This is a genomic window from Micromonospora sp. NBC_01412 (assembly GCF_045040215.1).
GTDB classification, from domain to species: domain Bacteria; phylum Actinomycetota; class Actinomycetes; order Mycobacteriales; family Micromonosporaceae; genus Micromonospora; species Micromonospora rubida.
Window position 1 is genome coordinate 209,662 of the sequence record NZ_CP109528.1, and the last position, 26,738, is coordinate 236,399.

At 70.8% G+C, this 26,738-nt stretch carries 16 protein-coding genes and 1 pseudogene; 8 read left to right on the plus strand and 9 right to left on the minus strand.

Annotated features, from left to right (window positions below):
• The first annotated feature begins 166 nt into the window (after positions 1 to 166).
• From OG617_RS00855 to OG617_RS00880, 6 genes and pseudogenes are all read left to right on the plus strand, one after another.
• A complete protein-coding gene (locus OG617_RS00855) occupies positions 167 to 4,102 on the plus strand; it encodes an amino acid adenylation domain-containing protein (protein ID WP_405097807.1) in 3,936 nt (1,311 codons plus the stop codon).
• The gene (locus tag OG617_RS00860) at positions 4,099 to 5,328 is read left to right on the plus strand and encodes a cytochrome P450 (protein WP_405097809.1); all 1,230 of its coding nucleotides are present in this window, start codon (positions 4,099 to 4,101) and stop codon (positions 5,326 to 5,328) included. The genes OG617_RS00855 and OG617_RS00860 overlap by 4 nt, the downstream gene beginning before the upstream one ends.
• Positions 5,325 to 6,074: a 3-oxoacyl-ACP reductase FabG gene (gene fabG / locus OG617_RS00865; RefSeq protein WP_405097811.1), complete on the plus strand. Its 750-nt coding sequence runs from the start codon at positions 5,325 to 5,327 to the stop codon at positions 6,072 to 6,074. The genes OG617_RS00860 and fabG overlap by 4 nt, the downstream gene beginning before the upstream one ends.
• Positions 6,049 to 6,291, plus strand: a pseudogene (locus OG617_RS00870) (thioesterase domain-containing protein); the annotation flags it as partial. The gene fabG and the pseudogene OG617_RS00870, both read left to right, overlap by 26 nt.
• A 160-nt stretch (positions 6,292 to 6,451) precedes the next feature.
• Positions 6,452 to 6,577 carry a hypothetical protein gene (locus tag OG617_RS00875; protein WP_405104129.1) on the plus strand — a complete coding sequence of 42 codons (126 nt, stop codon included), beginning with the start codon at positions 6,452 to 6,454 and terminating at the stop codon, positions 6,575 to 6,577.
• 392 nt (positions 6,578 to 6,969) lie between these two features.
• Positions 6,970 to 8,205 (plus strand): LuxR C-terminal-related transcriptional regulator, encoded by a 1,236-nt coding sequence (locus OG617_RS00880; protein ID WP_405097813.1) that lies wholly within the window; start codon positions 6,970 to 6,972, stop codon positions 8,203 to 8,205.
• A gap of 11 nt (positions 8,206 to 8,216) precedes the next feature.
• Here the strand turns inward: OG617_RS00880 and OG617_RS00885 are convergent, their stop codons facing one another.
• Together OG617_RS00885 and OG617_RS00890 are read right to left on the minus strand one after the other, a co-directional pair.
• Complete coding sequence (locus OG617_RS00885) at positions 8,217 to 9,440, minus strand: 3-deoxy-7-phosphoheptulonate synthase (protein ID WP_405097815.1); 1,224 nt, start codon at positions 9,438 to 9,440, stop codon at positions 8,217 to 8,219.
• Entirely contained in the window at positions 9,437 to 10,489 is a 1,053-nt protein-coding gene (locus OG617_RS00890) for a 3-dehydroquinate synthase family protein (protein ID WP_405097817.1), read from the minus strand. The genes OG617_RS00885 and OG617_RS00890 overlap by 4 nt, the downstream gene beginning before the upstream one ends.
• A 581-nt stretch (positions 10,490 to 11,070) precedes the next feature.
• On the opposite strand from OG617_RS00890, the gene OG617_RS00895 reads away from it, so the two are divergent.
• Both OG617_RS00895 and OG617_RS00900 read left to right on the plus strand, forming a co-directional pair.
• On the plus strand, positions 11,071 to 11,367 hold the full coding sequence (locus OG617_RS00895; RefSeq protein WP_396679469.1) for a DUF1540 domain-containing protein: 297 nt from the start codon (positions 11,071 to 11,073) through the stop codon (positions 11,365 to 11,367).
• Positions 11,368 to 11,481: 114 nt separating this feature from the next.
• Positions 11,482 to 12,393: a DUF2470 domain-containing protein gene (locus tag OG617_RS00900; protein ID WP_405097819.1), complete on the plus strand. Its 912-nt coding sequence runs from the start codon at positions 11,482 to 11,484 to the stop codon at positions 12,391 to 12,393.
• Between the two features lie 82 nt (positions 12,394 to 12,475).
• Here the strand turns inward: OG617_RS00900 and OG617_RS00905 are convergent, their stop codons facing one another.
• The 7 genes from OG617_RS00905 to OG617_RS00935 all read right to left on the minus strand — a co-directional run bounded on the left by OG617_RS00905 (position 12,476) and on the right by OG617_RS00935 (position 26,016).
• Positions 12,476 to 12,868, minus strand: coding sequence for a hypothetical protein (locus OG617_RS00905; RefSeq protein WP_405097821.1), 393 nt, complete (start codon positions 12,866 to 12,868; stop codon positions 12,476 to 12,478).
• Positions 12,869 to 13,037: 169 nt separating this feature from the next.
• Positions 13,038 to 13,409, minus strand: a complete 372-nt coding sequence (locus OG617_RS00910; protein ID WP_405104057.1) for an ArsR/SmtB family transcription factor — start codon at positions 13,407 to 13,409, stop codon at positions 13,038 to 13,040.
• Between the two features lie 939 nt (positions 13,410 to 14,348).
• Positions 14,349 to 17,375: an AMP-binding protein gene (locus OG617_RS00915; RefSeq protein WP_405097823.1), complete on the minus strand. Its 3,027-nt coding sequence runs from the start codon at positions 17,373 to 17,375 to the stop codon at positions 14,349 to 14,351.
• A 58-nt stretch (positions 17,376 to 17,433) separates the two neighbouring features.
• A complete protein-coding gene (locus tag OG617_RS00920) occupies positions 17,434 to 18,648 on the minus strand; it encodes a cytochrome P450 (RefSeq protein ID WP_405097825.1) in 1,215 nt (404 codons plus the stop codon).
• Positions 18,645 to 20,432: a non-ribosomal peptide synthetase gene (locus tag OG617_RS00925; RefSeq protein ID WP_405097827.1), complete on the minus strand. Its 1,788-nt coding sequence runs from the start codon at positions 20,430 to 20,432 to the stop codon at positions 18,645 to 18,647. Before OG617_RS00925 ends, OG617_RS00920 begins: the two co-directional genes overlap by 4 nt.
• Positions 20,429 to 24,676 carry an amino acid adenylation domain-containing protein gene (locus OG617_RS00930; protein ID WP_405097829.1) on the minus strand — a complete coding sequence of 1,416 codons (4,248 nt, stop codon included), beginning with the start codon at positions 24,674 to 24,676 and terminating at the stop codon, positions 20,429 to 20,431. The genes OG617_RS00925 and OG617_RS00930 overlap by 4 nt, the downstream gene beginning before the upstream one ends.
• The gene (locus OG617_RS00935) at positions 24,673 to 26,016 is read right to left on the minus strand and encodes an MFS transporter (RefSeq protein WP_405097831.1); all 1,344 of its coding nucleotides are present in this window, start codon (positions 26,014 to 26,016) and stop codon (positions 24,673 to 24,675) included. Before OG617_RS00935 ends, OG617_RS00930 begins: the two co-directional genes overlap by 4 nt.
• Positions 26,017 to 26,738 lie beyond the last annotated feature (722 nt).

Genomic DNA, 26,738 nt, shown 5'->3' on the forward strand with positions numbered 1-26,738 from the left:
GAACAGCACCCGGCACCGGCAACCACTGTCAACGCGAGGGATCCAGACGGCCGGCACGGCACCTAGCGTTGCCCTGCAAACCGTCACGACGGCCTGGCCTGCGCCGGCGCCCAGCCTCGCGGCCGACCCGTCGGCCGCGATCGTCGAGCTGCATTGGAGATCACCGTTGCGGGGGCATGACCACTACGTCCGCCAGATCCTCGGCCGGCTCGACGCCGATCCTGCCGCCGTTCCCGTCACGCTCGGAGACGAGCCCTTCTCTGCCGAGCGCCTCGCCAGGGCGATCCGCACGACAGCCGCGTGGATGCGCTCGGCCGGTGTCGGCCCCGGCACCTCGGTCGCCGTGCTGACCAGCCCCAACACGCCGGCCACGCTGGTCTACCGCTACGGGGTGAACCTCGTCGGCGCGACGGCGTTCCACATCCGCGGGGTCAACGCCGCAGACCCCCGGGATGAGCTGGGTCCTCGCGTCCAGGCCGAGATCCTCGCCGACCTCCGGCCGGCGGTGCTCGCGGTGGACCAGGACAACCTCGACCGGGCGCGCGGGCTGCATGCCGCGGCCGGATCTGCGTTCGCCCTCGCCGCCCCGGGTCCGTCCGGACCGAACGTGCTGGACATGACCCGGCCCCCGGAGACGCCGTTCGACGACTCGACGGCCGAGCCGCCGGAGATCGCCGTGGTGACGTTCACCAGCGGCTCGTCGGGACGGCCGAAGGGCATCAGCTGGCCGTTCGCCGTCAAGAACGACATGGCCGCGGCCGCCGCCGGGGCCCGGCCGGCGGTCTGCCTGATCACCGGGTCACTGACCCACTCCAGCGGTTTCTCCGCCGATGACGCGATCATCGCCGGGGGCAGCGTCTTGCTGCACCACGGGTTCGACGCCGAGACGGTGCTCCGGGCCGTCGAACGGCACCGCGTCACCCGGCTCGTCCTCGCCTCTCCCCAGGTCTACGCCCTCACCGAGCACCGCGCGTTCGACGACTACGACCTCTCGAGCCTGCGCGAGGTGTTCTACACCGGGAGCCCGGCCGCGCCGGAGCGGCTGGCGGCCGCCGCCAAGTCGCTCGGCCCGGTGCTGTTCCAGGTCTACGGCACGAGCGAGACCGGCATGGTCAGCCTGCTCACCCCGGAGGACCACCTGGACCCCGACCTGCGCCGCACCGTCGGACGGCCCCCGGCGAACGTCCGGATCACCATCCGCGATCCCCAGGACCACGACCGGGTCCTCCCGCCGGGCGTCGCCGGCGAGATCTGCTCGTCCGGGGGCTGGGCGATGAGCCACTACTGGAACGACCCGGAGCAGACCGCGCGGACGGTCCGCGACGGGTGGGTGCACACCGGCGACGTCGGACGGCTCGACGAGTCGGGGTACCTGACCCTCGACGGCCGGCTCGACGGCGTCCTGAAGGGCCACGGCGTCCGGATCTACCCGGAGGCGGTGGAGCGCGCGCTCCTCGAGCACGCGGACGTGGCCCAGGCGGCAGTGTTCGGGATCGAGGACGAGGACCGCTTGGCGCTGCTCCACGCGGTGGTGACGCCGGCGTCCGGCTGCACGCCACGACCGGACGACCTGCGGGCGTACGTGGCGGACGCGCTCGGCGACCGCCACGCTCCGGTGGACATCGAGGTCAGACCCGAACCGCTCCTGCTGGGATCAGCGAAGCCGGATCGGAACCTGCTGCGGGAGCAGGCGCTGGGCGCGCGGTTCTGGCAGTCGTCGCTGGACGGTGTCGACGGCGATTCCCTGCTGCGGGACCGGCTCGCCCGGCCGGGCGACGACGCGGCCGGGGTACCGACGCTCGTCCGGCGGGTCCCGGAGTTCCCGTCCGCGGAGAACACGCTGCTCGGGGTCTGGGCGGTACTGCTGCACCTGCTGGGCGCCGGCTCTCCGGTGCTCTTCGGGGCCGGGCTCCGGCCGCTCCTGGTGGACGTCGCGCCGGACGAGGAGATCGGCGCCGTCCTGGACCGGGTCGGGGACGCCGTGGCCGCCTCGGCCGGGCACGCCCGGCTGGGACCGCGGGGGCGGGCCGTGCTCGACGCCGCGGCGGAGGCGTTGTTCGACACCGCGGTCAGCTTCACCCGTGCCGGGGACCCGCCGCCCGATCCGGTCCGGCCGCCCACGGCCGAACTCAGGGTGGACCGTGACGCGGGCGAACTCGTCCTGACCCTGGTCACCGACCCGCGGCGCATCGGCGCGGAACCCGCGGGGCGTCTCCTCGACATGGTCGTGCGCCTGCTCCGCGCGTTCCGCGAGGCGCCCGGCCAACCGGTCGCCGGGCTGGACCTCCTCGACCCGGCCACCCGCCGCCAGGTGCTCCGCGAGTGGAACGCGTTCCGAGAGCCGCAGCCCGCCGCGACGCTGGGCCGGCTGTGGCAGCGCGCCGTCGACGAGCACGCCGGGCAGCCGGCGGTGGACGAGGACGGCGTCGTGACCTCGTACGCCGAACTCGACCGCCGTGCCGGACGGCTCGCGGCGGCCCTCGCCGAGGCGGGTGCGGCACCGGGCCGGATGGTGGCCCTCGTGCTGCCACGGTCCCTCGACCTGATCACCGCGCTCCTGGCGACCGTCCGGACCGGCGCCGCCTTCGTCCCCGTCGATCCGGGATATCCGCGAGAGCGGATCGCCGCCATGCTGGACGACTGTGACCCGATCGCGGTCTGCACGACGGCGTCGGCCGACCTCCCGCTGACCCGTCCCTGGCCGCGCGTCCTCGTCGACGACCCGGGGATCGGCGAACGGACGGACGAATCTCCGCGGGTCACCCCGGGACTGGCCGATCCGGCGTACGTCATCTACACCTCCGGCACGACCGGCCGGCCGAAGGGCGTCGTGGTCACCCACACCGGGCTGGCGAACCTGGCCGCGACCAAGCGCGAGGGCCTGGGACTGGACAGCACCGCCCGGATGCTGCAGTTCGCGTCACCGAGCTTCGACGCGTTCGTCGCCGAGCTGATGGGCGCGTTCACCGCGGGGGCGACGGTGGTCGTGCCGCCGCCGGGCCCCCTCGCCGGAGAACCGCTGACGGCGGTCCTGGTCGAGCGGCGGATCACCCACGCCATCCTCCCGCCGGTGGCGCTGTCCAGCATGGACCCCGCGACCGTGCCCGGGCTCCGTGGCCTGATCAGCGCCGGCGAGGAGTGCCCGGCCGAGCTGGCCGCGCGGTGGTCCGCGAACCGCCGGATGGTCAACGCTTACGGGCCCACCGAAGTCACCGTCTGTGCCACTCAGAGCGAACCGCTCACGGGAGGTGGCCGTCCCCCGATCGGACGGCCCATCGCCGGTGCCCGCGTCTACGTGCTCGGTCCCGGGCTGCAGCCGGTGCCACCCGGATTCCGCGGGGAGCTCTACGTAGCGGGACCCGGTGTCGCCCGGGGTTACCTCAACCGGCCCGCGTTGACGGCCGAACGCTTCGTGGCGGAACCGTTCGGCCCGCCCGGCAGCCGGATGTACCGCACCGGCGACGTCGCCTCCTGGCGCGACGACGGCAACCTGGACTTCCACGGCCGGGCCGACGACCAGATCAAACTGCGGGGCTTCCGGATCGAGCCGCGCGAGGTGGCGGCGGTGCTCGAGGAGCTTCCCGCGGTCGCCCGCGCGGTGGTCGGCGTACGCGAGGACGGCACCGGCCGCACCCGGCTGGTCGCCTGGGTCGTGGCCGCCGACGGGGAGGCGCCCTCTCGCGAGTACCTCCGCGAGCACGCCGCACGCCGGTTGCCGGAGCACATGGTGCCGACCGGGTACGTCGTCGTCGAGGCCCTGCCGGTGACGCCGAACGGCAAACTCGACCTGGCCGCGCTCCCCGAAGTGGCCGAACAGGACAATCCTGCGCGGGAGGCCCCGCGTACCCCTGCGGAGCGCGCGCTGGTCGCCATCTTCCAGGAGCTGCTGGAGGCCTCCGAGGTCGGTGTCGACAGCGACTTCTTCGCGCTCGGCGGCGACAGCATGCTGGCCATCTCGCTGATCCGGCGCGCTCGCGAGGCGGGGTTGGCCATCTCCCCCGCGGAGATCATGGGGAACCCCACGATCGGTGCCCTCGCCTCGGTGGCGACCTCGCTGCCGTCCCCGCCCGCCCCGACTCCTCACGTGGAAGGCCGCCGATGACCCGCCCAGAAGTCAGCCCTGAGCTCCTCGATTCGCTCGACCTCGCCGACCCGGTGCTGCACGCCGAGAACGAACTTTCCGAGGTGTGGCGTGCGCTCCGCGAGGAGCGGCCCCACTACTGGCACCCGCCCAAGGGTGACCGTCCCGGCTTCTGGGTCTTCACCCGCTACTCCGACGCGATGACGGTCTACCGCGACAAGGAACACTTCACCACCGAGGGCGGCAACGCGCTGGCGACCCTGCTCACCGGTGGCGACTCCGCGTCCGGCTCCATGCTCGCGGTGACCGACGGCGACAAGCACACCCAGTTGCGCAACGTGCTGAACGCGGCGTTCTCCCCCCGCCGGCTCAAGAGCATCCGCGAGGCGATCCGGCGGACGATCGACGACCTGGTCCGGGCGGCGATCGACAAGGGCGAGTGCGATTTCGTCCACGACGTGTCCGCGAACATTCCGCTGGGCGCCATCTGCGGTCTGATGGACGTGCCCGAGGCGGACCGCCGCTATCTGCTCGGGCTCACCTCGCACGCGTGGAGCTCCGACTACGCGGACGCCCCGCCGCAGGAGAGCTGGCAGGCCAAGAGCGAGATACTGCTCTACTTCGCCGACCTGGCGCAGACCCGGCGCGGCAGAGACTCCGACGACGTGGTCAGCCTGCTGGCCAACTGCCACGTCGACGGTCGCCCGCTGAGCGACGCCGACCTGATGTCCAACTGCTACGGGCTGATGATCGGCGGGGACGAGACCGGACGTCATGCCATCTCCGGCGGCCTCCAGGCACTGATCGAGTGGCCGGACCAGTGGCGCGCTCTCAAGGAGGGCACCGTCGGCCTCGACACCGCCGCCAACGAGGTGCTGCGCTGGACCGTTCCCTCGTTGCACGGCGGACGCAAGGCCTCCGGCGACACCATCGTCAACGGGCAGCCGGTCAAGAAGGGCGACATCGTCAGCGTTTGGATCTCCTCGGCCAACCGGGATCCCGAGGTCTTCGCCGATCCGGACCGCCTCGTCCTCGGCCGCACGCCGAACAAGCACCTCACCTTCGCCTTCGGCTCGCACATCTGCCTGGGGCACACGCTGGCGCGCATCGAGGTGGAGGAGGTGCTCGACTCGCTGCGTACGCTCGTGTCGTCCGCGGAACAGACCAGGCCGGAGCGGTGGATCTACTCCAGCATCCTGCACGGCATGAGCTCGCTGCCGGTCACGCTGACGCCCGAGCCGGCGTGAACCGCGTCGCCATCGTCACCGGATCGGCCCGGGGCATCGGTGCCGCGGTGGCCGGCCGGCTGATCGAGGACGGCATCGATGTCGCCGTCCTCGACATCGATCCGGCGGCTGCGGAGGCCGCCGCCGCCAGCCTCGACCGGGCGGGCGGCCGCGCCACGGCCATCGGGGTCGACGTGAGCGACGCCGACTCGGTCCGCACGGCGGTCGACGAGGTCGTCGACCGGTTCGGGCCGCCCGGCATCCTGGTCAACAACGCCGGCACCACCCGGGACAACCTGCTCTTCTATCTCTCGCCGGCCGACTGGGACCTGGTCATCAACGTGAACCTGCGCGGCACGTTCCTGATGACGCACGCGGTCGCCGAGCACATGGCCAAGCTCGGCTGGGGCCGCGTGGTGAACCTGTCGAGCATCGCCGCCGTCGGCAACGTCGGCCAGGCCAACTACTCGGCGGCGAAAGCCGGGATCGAGGGCCTGACCAAGACGCTGGCCCTGGAACTCGGCCCGCTGAACATCACCGTCAACGCCGTAGCGCCCGGCTACGTGGCCACCGAGATGACCGCGGCACTGGCGGCGCAGGCCGGCCGCACGGTCGAGGAGCACCAGGCGCAGGCCGCGGCGACGATTCCGCTGCGCCGGGTCGGTCAGCCGAGGGACATCGCCGACATGGTGGCCTTCCTGGCGAGCGACCACGCGTCGTTCGTGTCCGGCCAGATCATCCATGTCGCCGGAGGACCGGTCTGCTGACCAGCGCCTCCACTCAACACTGTCAAACCGGGCGCTCTTCGGACACAGCATGGGTGCGCTGCTGGCGTACGAGGTCGCCCTGCGGCTGGCCGCCGCCGGGCTGCCCACGCCGTCCCGCCTGTCGCCTCGGGGCGCCCGGCGCCGTCCCCGCCATCGGGACGACCGGTTCCACCTGTCCTCCGACGGTCTTGTAGCCGCCGGACTGCGGCGCGATGAGGGGACATCGTCGCCCACCTCCGCCGGCTCGGCGGCCCCGGCTCGACGGCGCTCTACGACCCGGAGATCCGGGCCATGGTCCTCCCCCTCGTCCGCAACGACCACCGCGCGGTGGAGACCTATCGGCACGATCCGTCCGCCGTCCTGGACGCCCGGTCACCGTGCTCACCGGCGATCGCGATGCGCTCGTGGGCCTGGACGAGGCGCGCGCCTGGGCCGGGCACACGACCGGGCCGACCGACGTGGTGGTGCTGCCCGGCGCGGACGAAGCACCCCATCACATTTGACGGACATCGAACTGCCAACGTGAATGATGCTCAGACGAACCGGCGTCACCGGGCATGGTCCGCGATCTGATAGTCGCCCGCACGTACCCGCCGTCGACGCGCTGACCAGCGGCTTTGCGTCGTACGGCCAACCGCGCCACGCAACACCCCGGGGATTTGGCCCCCAACAGCGAGAAAACAGTGTTTGATCCATCCCTTTCGATGGTAACGTCGTAACGTCGGAAGCGCACCATGGTGGGCAAGGCGGCCTGGTTGTGGGCGGCGAGCAATAGACGACCCGCCCGGATCGGCATGATCAATTTGGGGGATTGGTTTTGATCATATTGCGGCGAGCAAAGTCTGCCCGGAACGATTCACACGACATTTCTTCCGGCAATTGCGTAACCGCTCAGATGCTCGCGCAGGCCCGGGCGAGCTGGCGCTCCGGCGACCTCGGCCTGGGCCTCTCCTACACCGAGGCCGCCACCCTGACCAGCTGCGATCGGTGCGGCGAGCCCTGCGCCCTGCACGCGCGTCTGCAACAGGCGCTGCTCTACACCCTGATCCGGCGGACCGGCGCAGCACAGCAGATCATCGACGAAGTACGCGCCAGCCCCGCGTTGATCGAGCACCGAAAATCTGCCGCCATCGCCACACTGGTCGAAGCAAAGATTAAACTTGCGAACGGCGATATCGCGGGTGCGGCCAGCCAGTCGAAAATCGGAATGCAGCTGGCGAACGAGGCTCACCAGACGACCTGGACGCCACTCGGCAACGCTATCCTGGCCACCACAGCATTGCGTTGCGGCGAGTTGTTGAAGAGCATTCATCATGCGAATCAGCTGAAGGAGGACGCGGTTTTCGGCCGCGAAATCTTGCCCACCGGTCAGGCCATGTGGATCGTCATTCAGATCGCCGAAGCGGAGAAGGGCCCGGAGCAGGCCGCCTCGCTCGCCGGCAAGGTGCTCGAGTCGGAAGCGGCAGTCTGTTCCCTGCTCGCCGACGAGCCCGCCGCGATCCCGTGGCTGGTCCGGCTCCTGATCGGCCAGGGGCAGACCGACCTGGCCGGCTGCGGCGTGCAGTTGTCCGAGCGGGTCGCCACCGAGAATCCCGAGATTCCCGAACTACGCGCGGCCACGGCACACGCGGCGGGCCTCCTGGCCCGGGATGTCGAGGAGATCCGCCTGGCCGCCGAGGCCCACACCGATCCGTGGGCGCGCGCGCTGGCGATCGAGGACATCGGCCTGGTCCTGGCCGAGGACGACGAGGAGAACCCGGAGGCGGTGAAGAACCTCGATCTGGCCATGCGATCGTTCGCCGAGATGGGGTCCCTGCGGGATTCCTCCCGCGTCCGGAGCAAGCTGCGAGGTCTCAAATCCAACCCGGAGCCGCAGGCGAGATTCTGGCCGTCCAGCGGTATTCGCGGTCTGACCGACACCGAATACGCCGTGGCCCGGCTGGTCTCCATCGGCCTCACCAACGGGCAGGCAGCGGCACAGATGTTCCTCTCCCGGCACACCGTGGCGTTCCACCTCCGGAAGATATTCCAGAAGATCGGCGTCAAGTCCCGGCTGGAGCTGGCGGTCATGTGGAACGAACTCGCGGACGGGATGCACGGCGATTCCGGTTCGCCCAGCTGCCCGAGTTGAGTTCGCGTCCGCTACGTCCGGGACGCCCCGACCAGCTCCGCGACCAGGAAGGCGAGCCCCACCGCCTGCTGCGCGTTCAGGCGGGGGTCACAAGCCGTCTCGTACCGGGCAGGCAGATCCTTCTCCGCGACGGCCGGCGCACCACCGAGACACTCGGTGACGTCGTCGCCCGTCACCTCCACGTGGATGCCGCCGGGGTGGGTGCCCAGCCGCCGGTGCACCTCGAAGAAGCCGGTGATCTCGTCGACTATCTGACGGAGATGGCGGGTCTTGTAGCCGTTCGCCGACATGTAGGTGTTGCCGTGCATGGGGTCGCACTGCCAGATCACCTGGCCGCCGGAGGCGGTGACCTTCTCCACGATCGGCGGCAGAACGTCACGGACCCGGGCGTGCCCCATGCGGCTGACCAGCGTGACTCGCCCGGGCTCGCCGTGCGGGTCGAGCCGGCGCACATATTCGACCGCCTGCTCCGGGGTCGTCGCCGGACCGATCTTGATGCCGATGGGGTTGGACAACAGCTCCGCGAAGGCGAGATGGGCGCCGTCGAGCTGGCGGGTGCGCTCGCCGATCCACAGGAAGTGCCCCAGTCCACTGGACAAGCGAGGCTCCGGCCCGCTGGTGTCCACCCGCAGCTGCGACCGTTCGTAGTCGAGCAGAAGCGCCTCGTGGCTGACGTAGATCTCGCTGCCGGCGGGGCCGCCTCGACGGAATTCGCGGACAAGCCCCATGGTGCCGGCGGCGCCGGCGTGGGCTCGCAGCATCCGGTCAGGATCGGGTGCCCGGGCCGCGGGCGTGGGTTCGACAGAGTTGACCATGTCGCCGCGGTAGACGGGCAGACCCCGGGCATCGACTGCCTGGGAGCGGGGCTTCGCATACTGCCCGGCCATTCGAGCGATCTTGACGACGGGCAACCCGGCACGGTGGACGAGCACCGCGGCCATGTGGGCCAGCGTTCGGAGATTGGCGCGCTGATGGGCCTCGGTGCTGTCGGCGAAGGTCTCCGCACAGTCGCCTCCCTGCAGCAGGAACGCCTCGCCCCGGGCCACCGCGGCGAGCTGACGGGCCAACCGTGCGGTCTCGTCCGGCGCCACGATCGGCTCGGCCCGGCTCAGCGCGGCCACCGCGTCTCGTGCCCGGCGCGGATCGGGCCACACCGGTTGCTGCGCCGCCGGCTTGCGCAACGCCGCTTCCAGCCGCCCGGCGAGAAGGCCGTCCAGCGGGGGAAAGCGCGTCATCGACGAAACCCGCCGGGCAAAGCGACCAGGTCGGCCACGGGCGTTCGCGGCATCCGATCCAGCACGCTCGCGACCACGTCCGGCGGGACCTCGCTCACCAGCGCCGCGCCCTCCGGTCCGTCCAGGACGAAGGTGAATCCCCGGAGCGCCTTCTTGTCGTGTCGCATCAACCGCAGGAGGGCGACGGTATCGGCCTCGGCCGGCAGTGCGGCGGGGAGCCCGTAGTGCCGGACGACGTCGTAATGCTCGACCACCCGGGCCTGCCCGATGCGGCCGAGAGCCCCGGCGAGCTGTCCCGCGAAGACCGTTCCGATGGCCACCGCCTCGCCGTGGCGTACGGCGTAGCCGGTGGCTCTCTCCACCGCATGGCCCAGCGTGTGGCCGTAGTTGAGCAGGTGCCGCACTCCGGTGTCCCGCTCGTCCGCCTCCACGATGCGAGCCTTGAGCGTCACGCTGGCGGTGATCTGTTCGGCCAGGGTGAGCCCGCGCAGGTCCGGCGCGCCGATGAAGTGGCAGCGGGCGATCTCGCCGAGGCCGCTCAGCATCTCCCGCCGCGGCAGGGTCGACAGGTAGTCGGTGTCGCAGAGCACCGCGCTGGGCTGCCAGTACGCGCCGACCAGGTTCTTGCCGGCGGGCAGGTTCACCGCCGTCTTCCCGCCGACGCTGGCGTCCACCTGGGCGAGCAGGGACGTGGGCAGATGGATCACAGGTACGCCCCGGTGGTACAGCGCGGCCGCCAGCCCGACCACGTCGGTGGTGGTACCGCCGCCGCACGAGACGACCACGTCCGACCTGGTCAGCCCGAACCGGGCGAACTCACCGCACAATGCCTCCACCGTACCGAGGGTCTTGTCGTGCTCGCCGTCGTGCGCGGGCAGCACCAGGCTCTGCACCCCGGTGTCGGGCACCCATTCCCGGGGGCGGGCCGACACGACGACGGCTCGCTCAGCGCCCAGCCGCCGGATGACACCGGCGAGTGCCGTCCGCACGCCCGGGCCGATGAGTACGTCGTACGAATGGTCTCTCAGACGCAGGGAAACCGCGGTCATGTTGTCCCCTCCGGCCGCTGCGTAAACGGGTTCCGCACCCACCAACCGCCTGATCAGTTTCGCCCGCGTCGCTCCGGGCAGCTATCACCAACGCGAGTAGTCCCGGCCGGTCCGGGTGACGATCGTGCCGGGTGCGAAGCTGACCGCCGAAGCAGTTCGTGCGGGCGCGGCAGCGTCCGGGCCGGCCTGAAGCACCCGCAGCCACACCTCGGTGTCGCCGCCAGGCCCAGCGCCACGCGGATCCCGGCGATGTCGCCTGGCCATTGCGTCGATGACAGCCTCCGCCGAGTTATCGCTTTCCTTCTTGAATTGGGTGGCCGGCAACACCTCAAATACTAAATTGAAGCAAGCCTGACCTAACAAAGGTAAGGCTTATCTTGCTGACTGCGGCACCCGACTGGAATTGAGACAACCCTGCCCGGTCGACGGTCCGCTGCTAAGGTGGCAACTGAGCAACTCAGGTGCGGATTGATGGGCACCGGCGGTGGTTTGCCTCCCGGTTGCGCGGCAAACACTGACTAACAGCCAAGCATCCCGGGGTGGAAACCTCCGTTGTCCAGGATCAGATGAAGGAGGCACCAGTGAAAACCTTGCTACAGTCGCCCCCGGTGCAGGAGTGCGCCGCCACGGCGTGCAGTTTCAATGACAACGGTTGTCACGCTCCAGCGATCACCGTGGCTTCGGCGGGTGATGCCGCCTCCTGCGCGACGTTCGTGGAGTCCTCGGTGTCCGGAGGGATCGCGGAGGTGACCGGCGCCGTGGGCGCGTGCGCGCGCTCCGAGTGCGTCTACAACACCAACCTCGCCTGCAAGGCCGAGTCCATCACCGTCGGTCCCGGCGCCACCGTCAGCGACTGCCTCACCTACCAGCCTGCCTGACGGCCGACAGATGGAGTTCCACGGCACACAGCGGCTTGGCAAGGTTAGCCTTACCTACTAAAGTCGTTCCCCTGGGTCAGGTTTTTCTTCACGTCATGGCCAAGGGGGCCCGACATGGTGTTCCATCCAGCCGGGCGGCCGGCGGCACTGGCGGGCACCGCTTCCGCTAGTGCCGCCAACGCGACGGCAGGGGTGCCGGCACGCGCCGTACTGACTGATTCAGGCGCGGTGACAGCCCGTTCTGCCTTGTCCACTGTTCCCTCCCTGCGACTCCGGCTCGGCGACACCGCCGTTGACCTCATGGGGACACATGCCGTCCTGCCCGACGGCACGGTGATCCTCGCGGTCGATGCGATGACCCGAACCGGCGGTCTGCTGGTCGCCGCGCGCGGTCGGCCGGGTGCGGTGCGGCTCGACGTGACGCAGCTTGTTCCGGTCGCCGCGCGGTCCCGGGTACGGGCCAAGGTGTGGGTGTTGGGCACGGCCCATCGCTTCGATCCGGTCAGCCTGGAGTCGTGCGACGGCGACACCGTCATGTCCCTGCTCGATCTGCCTCCTGTCGCGCTGTGGGCGGTGGAACCGGTCGAGGTCGGCCTCCTCCGCAATCTCGACGAGGCCAACGTCAGCGTCAGCGCCTACCGTGCTGCGCGACCGGATCCGCTCGCCACCGTGGAAGCCGTCTATCTACCGCACCTCGCCCTACAGCACAACGACGTTCTCGACCAACTCGCGACCCTGATCGATCCGGTGTTGACAGCCAGGTCGACGCGAGTCATCCCGGTTGCTGTCGACGCCGACGGCATCGTGCTCCGCGCCGAGGAGGTAGGCGGGCACACCGACGTCCGACTGCCGTTCGCCAACCCAGTCACCGGGTGGGCCGGCGTCGCCGGAGGCCTGCGGATGCTGCTTGCCGAGGCGGCACGGCGGAACGCCGTTCGTTCACCTGGTCCCGCGACCATCGCGGGACGACCTCCGACGGTCAGTTGCGATCTCCCTGCGGCGTTCTGCGGCGTAGCCTCCGTGTGACGGTGCAGGTGGGCTTTCGACGGCGTGGTCGCTGCCTCCGTCCATACAGAGGCGGCCTCGGGCGATCCCAGGGACGGGCGGCTCAGTCAGCCTGGGCCAGGCCGACGCCGTCGTCGTACTCCCGGACATCCACGGTCAAGAGCGCGCCGTCCGGCGTCGCGAGCATCCACCGCTCTCCCGATGCGGCGGCCGGATCCTCCACGTCGAAAAGCACGCGCTGGCGCAGTTCGCGGGCGATGTCTTGCGCCACTGCTGCCTGGGAAAGGGACACGGGCGTCGATGGCGGCCAGATGATGCACAGCCCCATCTCGAAGCCTTCCGGGTAAGGGATGACCTGCACGAATCCGACCGATCCCTCCTGGAGATGAGTCTCCGATTCCAGCGGGAGGCCGCAGGCCCTGGAGCAGGCGAGCACGACCGCCGCATCAGGCGCGGCCTGCTCGACGAAGAAGTTCATAAAGTTCTGTTCTGTCATTTCAGGCATATGCCCTTACGGGCCATCATATGCAGCAATGCCCCCACTCGCCGTCTCTCAAGCTGGCCCCTCGGCCATCACCTGCTGCGATCTCGTGACGTGTGCCGATCAAGGTGCTCGGGGTCAGTGCCGGGTCAGGCGGCATGGCCCCGGTCTTCGACGGCGCCAGTCAGCGGGTCTTCTTCGTCGCCCGCCTGCGGGGTGGCGTTAACAGGTCGGCGATCGCGGCGATCGCGGACGGCACCAGGCGGTAGTACGCCCAAACACCGCGCTTCTCACGCTCGAGCAGGCCGGCCTCGGTGAGGATCCGAAGGTGATGACTCACGGTGGGCTGGGAGAGCCCAAGCGGCGCGGTGAGGTCAGTCACGGACGCCTCGCCCTCCGGAGACGACTGGATCAGGCTCAGCAGTCGCAGCCGGGCCGGGTCGGCGAAGGCCTTCAGCACTCCCGCGAGCCGCTCGGCATCGGCGCGCTTGATCGGCTCGCCAGCAAGGGGCGAGATAACAGGCATCGTAGTTTCCGCAGTTCCCACGTCCTGCATCGTTGCAGCAACACCCCCGACAGACGGGTGCAACGAGGCCTTGATCACGGTGAGCTTCTCGGGAGGGACTTTTCTGAACCCGTTCGGGTCGTGTCGGCATGATGATCTACGGAGCGAGAGAGGTGCCGGGGGTGCCCGCATCGTGTGATGTGGCAGCCCCGTTACTTTTTTGATCGTCCCCAGCCGGGACCCTCGGTCGCCCGGCCCGGTATGACTTGCTTCCCCTGTCGTTCGGATGATCCGGGGGTGTTGTCGCCGGGTCGGGTGGCGTCGGCGGACCGCTGATAGGGACACGCCACCGCGTCTGGGTAGGTCTCTTCGTAACGTGGCTGCCGGCAGTCCGACGCCTGACCAGCGGCCGGGGCCACGAACACTGCGTGGAGGCGGGTGTGGTGCACGACGGATACAGCGTTTTTCCCGGCTTGGACGTCGGTAGCGGTCGAGTTGGCCCCGACTCTGTCTCACATTCGGGATGCTGTTGGTGATCTTGGTTGTGTGACCGGCGCGGGGCGCGTCGCTACCAGAGCTGAACTGGGCCGCCGACGATCGGCGTCGACTGGCTGGTTACCTTCAACGCCTCACCGAGGACGCCAACCCCGGCGACCAGGCGAACTGACGGGGGCCCGCCAGCCAACCGGCGGCAGGGACGGATCTGCCCGTCGGTGCCCCAGCCGGATCCGCGGCGAACACGACAGGTTGAATCCACGAGGCTGCCAGTATTCCGGGCCAGGAAGCGGCCAGCACCGCTCAACCCGTCACCGCCAATCTCAAGTAGGTGCTGACCCTCAGACCTGGTGTCAGGAAGATCAATCACGGTTCCCGGGCCAGCGCTGACCACGGCAGCTCAGGCAGCGGCTTACGACGGACAAGCTCGTTCACGCTTCCGGGGCCAGCACCGGTTGGTTGCGTCCACGGAAGTGGTGACAGGGTTGATGTGCGTTATCCCAGCGTGTGCAGGGCGTCGTCCATCTCGGCGAGCAGGCGCACGGCGGTGTCCTCGGTCATCCCGTCGGCCCGCCACAACATGATCAGCGACCAGGAACCGTCCGGGCGGGGAAACGCTTCGAACATCAGCTCGATGGCGGTGGTGGGGGGCCGGACCCGGACCCGTTCGACAACGACGTCCGCGCCCATCGTCACCGGTGGCGTCTCCGCCTGGAGCACCGCCCAGACCTGGAAGAAGGGATGCCGGGACCGGTCCGGCCGCAGCTCCCGGACCAGCTCGTCGAAGGGGATCCGGGCATGCTCCAGAGCAGCGACCGTGCTGTCGCTGACCGCCCGCAGCAGCGCTCCGGGCTCGCTGTCCGGCACGTCGTACACCGGCACTGCGAGCGGGTTGACGAAGTACCCGATGATCCGTTCGGTCTCGGTGTCGAACCGGCCAGCGGTAACCGTGCCGATACGCAAGTCGGGTACCCCGAAAACGGTGGCCACCGCCCTGCCGGTGGCGGTGATCAGGGCCGACACCGGCGGTCCCCCGTTCGCGGCGGCGGCCCGGTGCAGGGCGGCCACTGTCTCCGCCGCCACCTCCAGTTCGAGTTCCCGCCGCGGCCCCTCACCCACAGCCGACGGACGCGGCAGAAACGGGGCCGGCTCACCCTTGAGGGTGTCCCGCCAGAAGGGCAGTTCGGTACGACCCCAGTGCTCCAGGTTCTCCTGCTCCCACACCGTGAAGTCCCGGTAGGAGACCGGCCCGCCCGGGGTCGGGCTGTCCTCCCCGGCGAGACGGGCCGCGTACGCGTCGGCGAGGTCCGCCAGAAAGACCGATTCGGACCAGCCGTCGAACGCGACATGGTGCACGTGCAGGCAGAGCAGGTGCCGACCATCGTCGAGCCGGCAGATCCGGGCCCGGACCGGGATCTCGTCCTCCAGCTCGAACGGGCGGCTCCACCAGTCCATGGTCGCCTGCTCGGCGGCCAGTTGGACCGTGGCCATCGCCGGGAGGACCACCTCCTCGACGCTGAGCACGACGGCGTCGCCGTCCAGCACCTGCTGGATCGGGGAGTCGTCGTCCCAGCCGTAGCTGGTGCGCAGCACCGGATTGCGCCGTACGACGTCGGTCAACGCCTGCCGCAGCACGTCCGGGTGCGGGGTGCCGGTCATCAGATAGGCCAGCACCAGCATGTTGTCGGCCTGGCCGGGCGCGGTCTGCTCGGCGAGCCAGAACCGGCGTTGCGCGTGGGAGAGCGGGGCCGGGCCGCTGGCGGCCACCGGCACCAGCGGCGTCGCGGCCCGTGGCGCGGTCGCGTCGAGCGCGTCGACGATGCCGGCCAGCGAGCGCCGCCGGTAGATGTCCGCGATCGTGCAACGGACACCGAGGCGGCCGGTCAGCCGGGCGGCGAGCCGGATCGCGTCGAGGGAGGTGGCGCCCGCTGCCAGCAGGTCGTCGGAGGCCGTCACCTCCGGCAGGTCGAGCAGGTCGCGTACCTCCGCCACCAGCGGGTCCACGGCGTCGTCGCACGCCCCGGCCGGGGCGTGCGACACCAGCCGGTGCAGCTCGGCCTGGTCCAGCTTGCCGTTCGGGGTCAGCGGTAGCCGGCTGACCTGGTGGAACCGGGTCGGGATCATCGCGTCGAGCAGGGTGCGCGCGGCGAAGTCGCGCAGCGGCGCGAGCTCCACCGGACGCCCGTCGGTGGAGCTGAAGACGCAGGCCAGCTCCGCGTCACCGGCGCGCCGCGTCACCCGCAGCACCGCGCACGAGGCGATCGACGGGTACGACCGCAGCACCGCCTCGACCTCGCCCGGCTCGATCCGCACACCACGGATCTTGAACTGCCGGTCGATTCGGCCCCGGTACCGCAACTCGCCGTCCGGGCCGAGTTCGCCACGGTCACCCGTGCGGTAGTAGCGGACACCGTCCCGGTCGAAGAACCGGCGCGCGGTCTCGTCCGGGTCGTTGAGGTAGCCCAGGGCCAGCCCGTCACCGGAGAGTGCGATCTCCCCGGTGCCGTCGAGGAGCACCACCCCGGTCTGCGGCACCGGCCGGCCGATGGGCACGTCGTCGGTGCCGTCCACCAGGTCGGCGTGGGTCACCACGTGGGTGGTCGCCGCCATCGAGCACTCGGCTGGCCCGTAGAGGTTCACCAGGTGCAGATCCGGTGCGGCGTCGAGAATCCGGCGCAGGTGCGGGGCGGACACCCGGTCACCACCGACGACCAGGACCCGGATGTCGCGGAACAGCTCCGGGCATTCGTCGGCGAAGACGTTGCACAACGAGCTGGTCACCCAGAGGGTGTTCACCCCCCGGGCGATCCCGGCGCGCAGCGCCTCGGCGTCCAGGGCCGGCTGGTCGCGGTCCATCAGCACACAGCGACCGCCGTTGAGCAGGGCCCCCCACAGCTCCAACGAGTGCATGTCCCACGGCACCGGTACGGCCTGCAACAACACGGTGGTCGAATCCAGCGGGATGGTCGGCGAGTTGACCAGGACCCGGCAGGTGCCGCGGTGCGGGGAGAGAACGCCCTTGGGCCGGCCGGTCGAGCCCGAGGTGTAGAACACGCTGGCCGGGGCGGCACCGTCGAGTCCGGGTCGACCGGTCGGCGCGTCGGGCACCACCGGCCGGGGTGACCCGGTGAACACGTCCGGCGAGAGGCTGACCAGGGCGGTCCCGGCGAAGCGCTGCTCGTCGTCGGTAATGACCAGGGACACACCGCTGCGTGCCACCACCCCGTCGACGCGGTCCCTGGGCCACCGGGGATCCAGGGGCAGGTACGCGGCCCCGGCCAGCAGCACGCCGAGAAAGGCCGCCACCCGCTCCGGGGTGCGTTCCATGTGCACGGCGACGACGTCACCGGCCGATACGCCGCCGGCTCGGACGGCCTCCCGGGCTGTGGACGCCTGCGCCCACAGCTCGCCGTAGCTGACCCGGCGTTCCCCCTGCTGGACCGCCGTCGCGTCGGGTCGCTGGCGGACGCGGGTCGCGACGACCTGTTCGATCCGGTCACCGAGGGCGTACGGGCTGTCCATCGGTCTCACTCTCCTGGTGGCGGGGCAGTGCAGCGGAACAGCGGCGGGACCGCCCGACTCAGACGACCCGCACCGGGAGGGAGGTGATGCCGAGCATGAAGTTCGACCGCAGTCGGCGCGGCTCACCGACGGGTTCGCACCGCACGCCGGCGGTGAGCAGCCGTTGGAACAGCAGCGACAACTCGGCCTGGGCGACCGGCGCCCCGATGCAGCGGTGGATGCCCGACCCGTAGCCCAGGTGCCGGTTCGGGGTACGCCCGACGTCGAACACGTCACCGTCCGGGTACTGGCCGGTGTCCCGGTTGGCCGAGACGTTCCACAGCGTCACCGAGTCACCGGCGCGGATCTGCCGGCCCCGGCGCTCGACGTCGCGCTTCGCCACCCGCTGCACGTAGGCGTTGGTGGAACTCCAGCGCAGGATCTCGTCCACCGCCGTGCCGAGCAGACTGTGGTCGGCGAGCAGCCGCTCGTACTGGTCCGGGTGTTCCATCAGCGCGAGCAGGCCCGTGCAGGCGGTGTACGACGACGTCTCGTTGCCACCGACCGCCACGTTCATGCAGTTGTAGAGGATCTCGTCGGTGGCCAGCGGACGGTCGTTGATCCTCGCCTGGGCGAGCCGGCTGACGAAGTCGTCCCCCGGTTGCCGGCGCCGGTGTGCCAGCAGGTCCTCGAAGAAGTCGAAGATCTCCGCCTGCAACCAGGCCAGGCGCAGCCGGTCGTCGGTGCCGGTGTCGACGAACACCTCGTCGCGGTAGCCGATCATGCGCCTGGTCAACTGGATCAGCTCGTGCGCGTGCGCCCAGGAGATGTCCATGATCGTCATCAACGCCCCGGCGGGCAGTTCGGTGGCGACGTCCACCGCGAAGTCACCGCCCCCGGCGGCGAGCATCCGGTCGACCGCCTGGTCGACCAGCTTGTGCACCTGCGCGGACACCGCGCCCACGACCGCGCTGGACAGCGCCGGCTGGATGACCTGTTTGAGCAGCCGGTGCCGGGGCAGATCAGCGACCACCAGCATCCGGCCGGCGGCGGTGTCGTCGGAACTCTGGAACGAACCCCCGACGATGGCGCCCCGGGACGAGCTGAACACCTCGTGCTCCCGGTACGCCCACTGCACGTCGTCGTACTTCGTCAACGCCCAGAACCGGCTGCCGTCGGCCCCCTCGTTCCAGTACACCGGGTCGTCCGCCCGCAGCGTGGCGAACGCGTCGAGATGCGCGCCCCGGACGAACAGGTCGACGTCGGTGAGGTCGATGCCCGCTGCGCCCGTCACGCCGGGTCGCCCCCCGCCACGGACTGGTCGATCAGGGCCGCGAGGTCGGCCAGGACGGTGTTGGACAGCAGCGCCTGGAACGGCAGCTTCACCCCGAGGTCCCGGCTGATCCGCCGGTGCATCTGGAACGCCTGAAGGGAATGGCCACCCAACGCGAAGAAGTTCTCGTTGCTGCCGATGTTCTCCACCCCGAGCAGCCGCTCCCACAACTCGACGAGATACCGCTCGGTGTCCGTACCCGGCGGCAGGTAGCTGTCCCGGCGCAGGCGGTGGGCTTCCAGTAGTTCGCGCAGCGCCGCCATGTCCCGCTTGCCGTGGTCGGTGGCCGGGATCTGCGGCACCACGATGAAGTGACTGGGCACCATGAAGTCCGGCAGGTCGCCTTCGGCCTGGGCCCGCAGCTCCGCGACGCTGGGCGTGCCGTCGACCACCACGACGGCGATCAGCCGCCGGTCGTCACCCGTACCGTCGGGCAGGACGACCGCCTCCTGCACCTGCCGCTGGCGGCGCAGGCCCCGCTCCACCTCGCCCGGTTCCACCCGGTAACCCCGGATCTTCACCTGGTCGTCGGCCCGGCCGATAAACTCCAGTACGCCGTCGGGCCGGCGACGGACCAGGTCACCGGTCCGGTAGGCCCGGACCGGACCACCGTCGTTGCCAGTGAACGTGCAGAACCGCTCCTCGGTCAGCTCCGGTTGGTCCTGGTAGCCACGGGCCACCCCCGGTCCCTCTACGAACAGTTCGCCGATCTCCCCGTCGGCGGTGGGCCGCAGGTCCGGCGAGAGCACGTGGGCGGTCACCCCGGACAGCGGCCGACCGATGGGGATCAGGTCGCTCTCGGCGTCGGCCATCGTCACCAGGTGCGCGGTGCAGGCCGTGGTGATCTCGGCCGGTCCGTACATGTTGTACAGCTCACCGGAGAACCGGCCGCCGAGCAGGTCGCGGCAGGCAGACGGCTGGAGCACGTCCCCGCCGACCCGGACAAGGCGTAGCGGGGCGAACGCGTCGCGGTCCGCCCGGACCACCTGGTTGACCACCATCGTCGGGACCACCATCACCGTGACCCCGTACCGCCTGAGCTGCCGCTGGAAGTCGGCCGCCAGCAGGTCCGGTACGTCGGGCAGCACGACCACCTCGGCGCCGACGGCCAGCGCCGTCCAGAGCTCCATGTTGAAGGCGTCGAACGACACGCTGGAGATCTGCCCGGACCGGTCGGCCGGGGTGAGCTGGGGCAGTCCCGGATTGAGCGCGAGCGAGACCAGGTTCCGGTGTTCCAGAACGATCGCCTTCGGCTGCCCCGACGAGCCGGAGGTGAACAGGACGTTCGCCGCGCTGGCGGGTTCGACGGCCGGCAGCGGCGCCGGCTCCGACCGGGCCACCTCAGCCAGGGTGACCACGTCGGCGGGCAGCTCCCGCAGCCGGTCGAGCCAGCCCGGCGCGCAGATGATCAGTTTGGCGCCGCTGGTACGCAGCATTAGGTCCCGCCGGCCGTCCGGGTAGCGGCTGTCCACCGCGACGTAGGCGGCACCCGCCTTGAGGATCCCGAGGATCGCCACGAACAGGTCCACGGACCGCTCGGCGTAGAGCCCGACCCGGTCCTCGACGGCCACGCCCCGGGCCCATAGCCCGGAGGCCACGGCGTCGGACTCCCGGTCGAGTTCCGCATACGTCAGTCGGCGGTTGCCGTCGCTGACCGCGGGGCGGTCCGGATGCGTCCGTACCGCCGCTCGGAACAGCCCGGGCAACGTGTCGACGACCACCGGCGCATCCGCTGAACCCGTCACGGTGTCTCTCCCCTCATCGCCGGCGAATCTGAGCTGTTCCCGCCGTCCTCGGCCGCCACGAGAGTCCGCACCAGCCCACACAGTCCGGCGAACGTCGGCGCCTGGACGAACTGCGGCAGGCGGAGCCGCACGCCGAGCCGGCGGCGCAGGTCCGCCAGCACGCGTACCGCGCCGAGCGAGTCACCGCCGAGGCGGAAGAAGCTGTCCGCCCGGCCGAAGCCGTCGTGGCCGAGCACCCGGGCCCAGGCGTCCCGCACGGCCGCCTCCAGCGGGTCGGCCGGCTGCGCGGTGCGGCCCTGCCGGGCCTGCACGTGTTCGAGCACCAGCCGCCGTGCGCGGTTCCGGTCGGCCTTGCCGCTGGGCAACCGTGGCAGCGCCGGCACCGTGACGATCACGTGGGGCACCAGGTAGGGCGGCAGGATCCGGCGCAGCCGCTCGATCGCGTCCTCCGGATCGAACCCGGCTGCGGGGGACCGCCGTGGCTCGCTGACCAGTGGCCGGCCCGGATCCACCGTGGCCTGCGCGGCGTCCCACTCCGCGTACCGCCGGGCGGCCGTGGCGGACCGGTCGAGGTAGGCGCAGAGCAGAGTGGCATCCTGTGGGTCGACGCGGAGCACAGCGACGCAGCCGTGGGCGCGGGCGAGATCCACCAGCGCCGCCGGGGTCACCGGCACCCGGGGCTCCGGGGCCGGGAGCCATGCCGCGTTCTGGGCGTTCGGAATCCCCCGGACCACCGCCGGGTCGAGGCCGTCGCCCACCCGGGCACAGATCCCCTCGAACGACTCCGGGGTCTGCCAGGCGTGTTCACCGGGGGTGCGGTCGGGCGCGGTCGGCGCCCCGGCCCTGGTCAACACCGCGTCGAACCGGAACGCGGACATCTCGCTCCATGCGCCCAGGTGCTTGGGCCGCAGGGAGACCCGCAGGTCACCCCGGGACCCGGCGAGCCGGTACAGGTACCCCGGGTCGACGAGCAGTTCCCGTTCAGCGTCGGCGAGTTGGTCGGAGGCTGCGGCCAGTCGCGGCCCGTCCGCGTCCGGATGGCGTGCCTCTGCCATCGCCCGGTAGTGCGCCCGCGCCAGCGGCCACGAGCGGAGATCACCGAGGAAGATCCGGCCACCGGGCGACAGGTGGTCCAGACACGCGCCCAGCACCTGGTCGAGGTACTCCCGGGTCGGGAAATACTGGATCACCGAGTTGAGCACGATGAGGTCGAACCGGTCCGGCAGGCCGTCCCATTCGTCGGCCGACCTCAGCAGCGCCGCGAAACCGGGGCCCAGCGTCTCCCGGTCCGCGTTCAGCGCGTCCACCGACCGGGCCGAGATGTCGGTGGCCAGCCAGGTCGCGGCCTTCGGTGCCAGCGGCCGGGTCACGATGCCCGACCCCGCGCCGATCTCCAGCACATGCTCGAACCCGAGGCGGGTGAGCGCGTCAAGTGTGTGGCCGGCCCACTCCCGCATCACCCCGTCCGGGTACCGTTCGCGGGTCAGACTGCTCGTCCAGCCACTGAACTCCGACCGGTCGAGGTCGGTGTAGACCTCTTCCCACTGGGTGCGCCAGTCATCGACGGCGGCGCCCGCCCCGTCGCGCTCGGTGGGCACCACCAGGGCCGCGAGGCTACGGTTGTCGTCGACCTCGACCGCGACGACCGTGGAACCGTTCACCCCCGGCAGCCGGTTGATCGCGCTCTCCACCTCGCCCGGCTCGATCCGGTAGCCGCGCAGCTTCAACTGGTCGTCCACCCGGCCGCGTAGCTGGTACTGGCCGTCGCGGGTACGCCGGGCCCGGTCACCGGTGCGGTAGCCGCGTCCGACCCCGTCGATCGTCTTGAACGCCTCGGCGGTCAGCTCGGGTCGGTTCAGGTAGCCGCGCGACAGCGCCGGACCACTGATCCACAGGTCGCCCCAGGTGCCGGCGGGGGCCGGACGGCCCCACCGGTCCCGCACGAGGAACCGGTTGGTGCGCAGTGGCACGCCGACGGAGATGTCCCCGGGGGTCATCTCCCAGGCCGACGAGTAGACGGTGGCCTCGGTCGGGCCGTACCCGTTGAACGCCTGTCCGGCCAGGCCCAGCAGCGCGTCGCGGACCTCCACGGTCAGCGGTTCCCCGCCGCAGATCGCCACCCGTACCCCGCTGTCGAGGTGTTCGGCCAGGATCCGCCACACGCTCGGCGTCGCCTGCACCACGGTCACGCCACGGTCCCGGACGAGTTCGGCGAGCCGGACCGGATCGGCCGCGATCTCGGAGTCCGCGACCACACACTCGATGCCCGTGGTCAGCGGCAGCAGCAGTTCCACCAGCGAGATGTCGAAGGTGACCGTGGTCGACGCGACCATCCGGTCGGCTGCGTTCGGCCGGACCAGCCGCTCCATCTCCGCGATCAGCCCGGCCAGGCTGCCGTGCTCCACCAGCACACCCTTCGGGTGGCCGGTGGAACCGGAGGTGTACATGACGTACGCCGGTGACCCGGGGTCGGTCAGGAACTCCCCGATGGTCGGACCGGTGTCGCCGTCCTCCCCCAGCAGCACCGCGGTGCGCCGACCCAGTTCGGGGACCGCCCGGTCGGCGACCAGCACCCCGATCCCCGCGTCGTCGAGGATGAACAGGTTGCGGGGCAGCGGGTTCTGCGGGTCCAACGGCACGTACACCCCGCCCGCCGCCCAGATGCCCAGCACGGACACCACGAGACCGACACCCCGGGGAAGGTACGAGCCGACCGGCACCCCCTCGGTGACACCGGCGACGCGTAGCCGGGCGGCGAGCCGGAGAGCGGCCCGCCACAGCTCACGCCGGGTGAGCCGAACCTCTCCACAGGTCACCGCGACCGCGTCGGGCGCGGTGAGGACCGCGTCCGCGACCAGGGAGAGCACCGGTGACGGCACGGCCGTCACCGGCTCCGACCCGCCGGGCCGCTCGGCGACCTGTTCCCCGGGGAGCAGGTCGATCTCGCCCACCCGGACCCCGGGGTCGGCGAGACAGCGTCGCAGAACCTCGACGTACGAGCCGACGGCCTCGGCAATCGACCGGTCGTCGAACAGGGCCGTGCGGTACTCGAACCGCACGTTCAGTCCCTCGCTGTGGGGCGCCAGATCGATCAGCAGGTCGAACTTCGCGCCGGCCGGGTAGACCGGACGGGCGTGCGCCCGGGTCGACCCGAGCCGCAGGTGGATCTCCGGCACGTTCTGGTACGTCATCATGACCTGGAACAGCGGATGCGTCCCGGGGGTCCGGTCCAGCTCCAGCGACCGGATGATGAGGTCCAGCGGGGCCTCGCGGTGCAGCAACGCCTCGAACGCGCGGGCCTGGGTACGGCTGATCATCTCGTCGAACGACGGGTCGCCGCTGAGATCGAGCCTGATCGGCAGCGTGTTGACGAAGAAGCCCACCGCCCGCTCGGTCACCTCGTCGCGGTCGTCGGCGACCGGTACACCGATCACCAGGTCCACCACGTTGCACCATCGGGCGAGGAAGACTCCGAGCACCGACATCGCCACCACGAACGGGGTGGTGCGACGCTCGCCGGCCAGCTTCCTGAGTGCCTGCGCCGTCGACCGGTCCAGCTTGTGGGTACGGATGCCACCACGCCAGTCGAGCAGATCGGGGCGGCGGGCCCGGTCGACCGGAAGGTCGAGTTCGGCGGGTGCTCCCTGGAGCGTCTCCCGCCAGTGGCTGACCGCCTCCTGCTGCGTCTGCTCGGTGCGTTCCCGCCCTTGCAGGGCGGCCAGTTCGGCCATCCCCGGAAGCGGCGGCAGTTCCGTGCCGGCCCCCTCGGTGCCGGCACCGGCCAGCCCCGCGTAGAGAGTGGAGAGATCCTCGGCCAGGTTGGCGGCCGACCAGCCGTCCACCACGGCGTGGTGCAGAACCAGGGCGAGCAACGCCTCCTGCTCGGGCAGCGTCCAGAGCGCCGCCCGGAACACCTCACCGCGCTGCAGGCTCAACGGCCGGTCGAGGAATGCGGCCAACTCGGCTTCGGCCTGCGCGGCTGCCTGCCCGGTCGACACCCGCAGGTTGCCGCCGGCCGGCTCGTCGACCAGCATGTGCACCTGGTCGCCGTCGTCCACGAACGCACAGCGCAGCGCCTCGTGCCGGGCCACCAGCGCGTCCACCGCCGCTTCGAGGGCCGGCACGTCGAGCTCGCCGTACACCTGCCAGACCAGTGGCACGGTGTAGGCGGTGCCTCCCTCCTCGTGCCGGTCGACCAGCCACAGTCGACGCTGTTCAGGGCTGGCGGGCACCGGCCGGCTCATCGGGTCGCTCCCTCGGGTTGCGCCGTTGGCACCGTTTCGTCCGCGACGCTGTCGATGGTGGAGGGGACCGGCTCGGGGTTGCTGCCGGCGGGGGTGTATCGGACGCGAGTGCGCTGCGCCCACCCGACGACCGGCCCGGTCGCGGCGGCGAGCAGCAGGAAGATGACGACCAGGGCGAGCCAGCCCACGTCGGCCCAGACGCCCAGGAGGTAGGTCACAAGGACCGGACCACAGATAGACCGGATCGTCGAACCGAGGGAGTGGATAGCCCCGTACTCGCCCTGGGCGTCCGGGTGGGCCAGCTCGAACCGGAGGGACCAGTCGGCGGCTGCGGCGCGCAGCTCACCGGCGGTCAGCAGCAGGACGCCAGCGGAAAGGATGGCCCCGGCCAGCACGGCGGTGTCGGTCCAGGCGGTGACGCCGAAGATGGCGCAGGCGAGCGCGGCGGCCAGGCCGCCCTGGATGAGGGCCCGGCGCGCGTCGGGCACCGATTCGACGTTGCGTGCGGCGCGGACCTGGAACAGGACGATGAGCAGGGTGTTGGTGATCATCAGTCCGGCGAAGATCGTGGCCGGGGCGTCGGTGTGGTGGGCGATCCACAGCGGCAGACCGATCACCAGCACCGTGTCGTAGATCGAGATGAGGCCGGACAGGATGGACACCGCGAGGAACGGCGGATCGCGGAAGACGCCTCTGGGGCCGGTCCGGACGGTTTCCCGCCGGCCGGGCACCCGGGGATACTGAAGGCTGATCGCGCTGACCGCCAGGGTGAGCGCCGCGTAGGTGACCAGCAGCACGACGAACGCCGTACGGGTGTTCACCGCGAGCGCGACGCCGGCCAGGGCGGCGCCCACCGAGAGGCCGATGTTCGCGATGCTCCGGCTCCGGGCGGCGGTGACCACCCGGCGCTTGTCGTCGACGAGCTGCGCCAGGAGCGCCTCCCGGCTGACGCTCGCGCCACGTTCGGCGATGCCGAGGGTGCACATCAGGATCAGGAACGACGCGACGCCGTTGATCAGCGGCAGGCAGGCGAGCAGGAGTCCCTGCACCGCACCGGCTCCGATGGTCATCTCGCGTGGTCCGATCCGGTCGACCAGCCGGCCGACCGGACTGGCCGCGAAGATCCAGACCGAGGCGGTGAGGGAGAAGCCGAGCCCCACCTGCACCGCCGACACGTCGGCGAAGGTGGAGAAGTAGATCACGCTGACCGCGGTGTAGAGACCGAACCCGACGCACCCGACGAGGGTGTTGACGAGCAGGATGGCCTCGACCTTCGGCAGGTCGCGGACGCTGGCCCACCAACGCGATGGCCAACCGGCAACGCCTCTGAAGCTTGCCACCTGACTGATAGTCCTTCCGCCTCGATGCTTCGCCGGACCGCGGTGCGCTGGCCGCACCGACCCGTGGTGCTAGCGCTTCACCCGCGCCGACGGGCAGATCCGGCTCACCTACGGCCACCGGCCGGACCGGGCCACCGGGTGGGCGGGGCCGACGGGGGTGGGTGTTGGCCACCCGAATGAGGCCTGAGCAGGGGAAACCCGCCGGTCGACCTGGCCGGGTCCCGATTACGGTCGGGGTTGCGGCATCCGATCGGACCATGCCGGTCGTTACTGGTCGACCGGTCCGCCGGGGACGTGACTCGGAGGATGCCGCCTGACGACATGCCGATCGGGAGACGGTCGGTCATACCTGTGTGCGTCCACCAATTGTCACGTCGCCACATCTCCCGTGGTCACTACCTGTAACCGCAATTAGCACATGCAACACGGTTGATGTCTGATGCGGCCCCGACGCTAGCAGGAGTCGGTCGGCTGATCAAGAGCACCCAGGGCGCCGTGCCGACCCCGGCGGCCCGGTCGCCGACACCGATCCAAACTGCACAGACATCACTACGCCGAGTGACCGCGACCCGGAGCCGTCACGTCGCCACCATGGCTTCGACCACCTGTCCCCCGAGGGCTACGATGGCCGGCGCGACCGGCGGGACGGGTCCGCCGCCCGAAGGGGCGGCCAGCACCGGACGCCGCGTCGCTTCCAGGCAAATCTTGCGCCTGAGGTGCGC